This window comes from Tetzosporium hominis, assembly GCF_002265435.1.
GTDB lineage: Bacteria > Bacillota > Bacilli > Bacillales_A > Planococcaceae > Chryseomicrobium > Chryseomicrobium hominis.
The window spans coordinates 1-232 of sequence record NZ_NOKQ01000353.1 but is presented as its reverse complement, the minus strand read 5'-3'; the positions used below and the strand labels follow the sequence as shown (position 1 = coordinate 232).

General features: G+C 39.2%; 1 protein-coding gene. It reads right to left on the bottom strand.

Going from position 1 to position 232, the window contains the following annotated elements:
• Nucleotides 1-121 (bottom strand): ribonucleotide reductase N-terminal alpha domain-containing protein (locus CF394_RS16155; RefSeq protein ID WP_243370940.1); only part of this gene is annotated, 121 nt, incomplete at its 3' end.
• Nucleotides 122-232: the final 111 nt, after the last annotated feature.

Genomic DNA, 232 nt, shown 5'->3' with positions numbered 1-232 from the left:
GCTGCTGCTTACCGCAGTTGAGGAATGTTGGCGTGGCTGGCTGAAAGCGTCCTGACAGCATCTCATCGGTGAGCTGCGTCGCCAGTGTTTCATCGCCTTGTGCCAGCGTCAGCGCCACCATCGTGTTTTTTTTTTAATTATATTGCTTATAACGATTTCTTTAGTATTTCTTTATAGTATAGTTGTTGTATAAATTTTTTTATTGTTGTTATGTGTGTTTTATTATTTTTTT